Origin of the sequence: Sphingomonas sp. (assembly GCF_025353885.1) — a bacterium.
Lineage (GTDB): Bacteria > Pseudomonadota > Alphaproteobacteria > Sphingomonadales > Sphingomonadaceae > Sphingomonas_O.
In genome coordinates this window covers 1-3,153 of record NZ_JANXNX010000087.1, presented here as the reverse complement: position 1 = coordinate 3,153, position 3,153 = coordinate 1, and the positions used below count along the sequence as shown (strand labels likewise).

Here is a 3,153-nt window from a genome sequence, read left to right as displayed (position 1 = left end):
CGTGCCGCAAAAACCTGAGAGGACTTGGCAGGTCAGATACGGCGACTGCAAAGCCAAAACGCTGCTTCTGCTCGCAATTCTTCACGCTATGAACATCGATGCGGAACCTGTGCTGGCGAATGCATCTCTCGGCGATTTTGTGCCTGACCGCCTGCCCAGCCTAGCCGCTTTCAATCATATTCTTGTCCGGGCGACTATTGGTGGAGAGACATTCTGGCTCGACGGCACCGGCAGCGGTTCGCGCCTGGCGGATATACGCGATACCCCGCCCTTAGGCCACGTTCTTCCCGTGCGTTCGATCGGTGCTGGCCTCGTGACGATCGCAACCCACGCGAACGCCCGCCCCACGATCGATCTGTCGATCGATGCCGATGAGAGTGCCAGCGTCGATCTCCCAACGGCGCTCACTGCCACAGCTATCATACGCGGCGGTCGCGCAGCCCTACTGACGGTAGCGCAGTCACAGCTTGGCGAGAAGGAACAGCGCGAGGCGGTGGGTGGGTTTTTCCAGGGCTTCCTGGGGCAGATGCAGATCAGCAGCGCAACGATTAAACCTGACCCGGTTGCGGGAAACGTCACGCTGGTTGTCCATGGCGTTACCACCACCCCGTGGTTTGACGACGAGCGAAAGCGAAAGCGCGGACTGACCCAGTCAATGGACCGTATCGATTTCACGCCAGATCGTGGGCGGCCAAACTGGACGACGATTCCGGTAGCAACGCCCGCTCCCTATGGAATGCATTATCGGCTGCGCCTGAAACTACCCGATGGCGGTCAGGGCTACGCCATCGAAGGCGAGCCCGACATGAAAGCAAGTTTTGCAGGGTTCAATCTGGGGCGCACAACTGTCCTTGTGGGCAACCTCCTGACACTGGACGAAAAGATTGACGCGACCGGTAGTGAAATCCCGGCCGGGCAGATTCCATCAGAACGGGATAAAGTTGCGACGGCAAAAGCGCGCGCGCCAAGGATTGTCGCTCCTGCCAATGCGCGTCGGCGCTGGGATCTGGCCGGTTCCGATCCCGCAGGTGCCACGCAGGTGGCGGCTGTCGATTCGGCGTTCGGCAAGGCAATCGCAAACGATCCGGACGAAATCAGCGGTTACGTAAGCCGCGCTTCATTCCGCGAGGGCATCGGTGACCGACGTGGTGCGCACGACGATCTAACGCGGGCAATCGCTATTGCACCGTCCGTCGAACTTTACCTGAGACGTGCGGCCAGCTCTTACGAAATGGGTGATCTTACCGCTTCAAACTCAGACGCTGAGGCTGCCCGGAAGCTCGACCCATCGTCAGGCGATGCGATCGGCCGGGTCGCCTGGATTAAAGCTGCACGTGATGACTTGCCGGGAGCGATAAAGCTGCTTGACGAGCGCATCGCAATGGGCGGCGATACCCGCCCCGCTTATGCACTTGAGAAGGCATCCATAATCGGAGAATTTGGTGACCCCGCAGTAGCGATCAGGCTTTTTGATACGCTGATCGCAGAAAAGCCGGGATCACCCAGTTTAATGAATGCGCGTTGCTGGGTGAAGGGGACGCGCTCGGTGATGCTAGACACGGCGCTCAGGGATTGCACCAGCGCGCTCGAACTCAGCTCGGATCCGACACCAATCCTCGATAGCCGCGCCATGGTCTGGTACCGTCTTGGTCGTTTCGACGATTCACTTCGCGATCTCGATGCCGTACTGGCTGCAACACCCGGCATTGCGCAAAGCCATTTTTTGCGCGGTGTAGTTTTGCTTCGAATGCACCGCGATGCCGAAGCTTCACGGGAATTTTTGATCGCGCGCCGCATAACGCCGAGTATACAAAAGACAAACGAGCGGTTCGGAATCAAAATATAGGCCCTTTTAGCTGGGCCGCGACCTCGGCTTTCTTGACTCACTCATGCAGCGTATGCGCCGCACACCCGATTCTTGGCCGCGATCGAACCACCGCTGCCCAGCGATACGGGTAATCGGCTTGGTCCAATATCATCCGCACCGCTCGGGAGTTGGAGCCTCCGACAAACCCGGCAAGGTTTATTATCGGGTCGGCGGGTCGTTCGTGAGTTGGCAACGATCGCCGAACGTCGCGGCCTGCTATGCACGGTGGTCAGCGGCAATGGTACCGAACTGACCAGCCATGCTGTTCTGGCCTGGTGTCAGGACACGGGCGTCGAATGGCATTACATCGCACCCGGAATGAACCGCGCCGGGTTAGCCGCTCACTTCCGCCTTCAGCCGCTCGATCTCACCTTCGGATATGCGCGCCATGATCGACTCCGATATTTATTTTCATAAAGCAACAATGCTTGATCTGCTAGCTAGCGCGCTGTATCAGGCCAAGACCATCCAGCGGACATTCAAGCATGCAAGCGTCGCATTCCCTCTCATATCCGGCATGATCGCCCCATCGCAGGCGGTAATGGTGACGATGATGCTGGATAATGCCCGGAAAACCGAAGGTTTCGCCCAGCGGCTGCGCACCCTGCGCAAGGCCCGCGACCTGTCGCAGACGCAACTCGGCGAACGCGCCGGTCTCCACTACACCCATATCGGGCGCTTCGAGCGCGGCACGTCACGTCCCGGTGGCGATACCTTGAAGCGGCTTGCCGATTCGCTCGATACCACCAGCGACTATCTGCTCGAAGGCGCAACCGACGATGCTGCCGCCGCCCGCGTCACCGACCGCGAGCTGCTTCGCCAGTTCCAGGCGGTCGAGCATCTCCCCGATGCCGACAAGCATATCGTCAAGACCCTGCTCGATGCCTTCCTCACCCGGCGGCAGATCGAGCACATGGTCCGCTAAGAGGAGCATGCCCGATGGCAACCGCCTATAATCCCAAGCCCGTGCCCCAGGCCCTGATCCACAAGATCGGTGCGCTCCCCCGCGAACGCATCGCCGAGGTCGAAGATTTTGTGGACTTCATCGCCATGAAGGACGGAGAGCGCGCCTTGACCCGTGCCGCCGCTGCCACCAGCGCACACGCGTTCGCCGCTGTCTGGAACAACCCCGAGGATGACGTCTACTGACCGGCCCCCACTGAGTGGTCCGTGTTGATTGTTAGTGCATTGTTGCCTCCATCGCCAGTGTCGGTCGGAGGTGGAGCGTAGCGAAACCGGAGGGCGGCAGTGGCGATGGAGCGGCTTCCGGTGCCGGGGTGCGGTAT

4 protein-coding genes and 1 pseudogene are annotated in these 3,153 nt (G+C 60.0%); 4 read left to right on the top strand and 1 reads right to left on the bottom strand.

The window, feature by feature from the left end:
* The 4 genes and pseudogenes from Q0R02_RS09870 to Q0R02_RS09855 all read left to right on the top strand — a co-directional run.
* The coding region (locus Q0R02_RS09870) for a tetratricopeptide repeat protein (RefSeq protein WP_293882968.1) at window positions 1-1,846 on the top strand (1,846 nt) is incomplete at its 5' end.
* A 180-nt stretch (window positions 1,847-2,026) separates the two neighbouring features.
* Window positions 2,027-2,185: pseudogene (locus tag Q0R02_RS09865) on the top strand (IS3 family transposase); the annotation flags it as partial.
* Between the two features lie 70 nt (window positions 2,186-2,255).
* The gene (locus Q0R02_RS09860) at window positions 2,256-2,792 is read left to right on the top strand and encodes a helix-turn-helix transcriptional regulator (protein ID WP_293882965.1); all 537 of its coding nucleotides are present in this window, start codon (window positions 2,256-2,258) and stop codon (window positions 2,790-2,792) included.
* A 14-nt stretch (window positions 2,793-2,806) separates the two neighbouring features.
* Window positions 2,807-3,016, top strand: a complete 210-nt coding sequence (locus Q0R02_RS09855) for a hypothetical protein (RefSeq protein WP_293882962.1) — start codon at window positions 2,807-2,809, stop codon at window positions 3,014-3,016.
* A gap of 31 nt (window positions 3,017-3,047) precedes the next feature.
* On the opposite strand, the gene Q0R02_RS09850 is transcribed toward Q0R02_RS09855, so the two are convergent.
* A partial coding sequence (locus Q0R02_RS09850) for an integrase catalytic subunit (protein WP_293879742.1) occupies window positions 3,048-3,153 on the bottom strand: 106 nt, incomplete at its 5' end.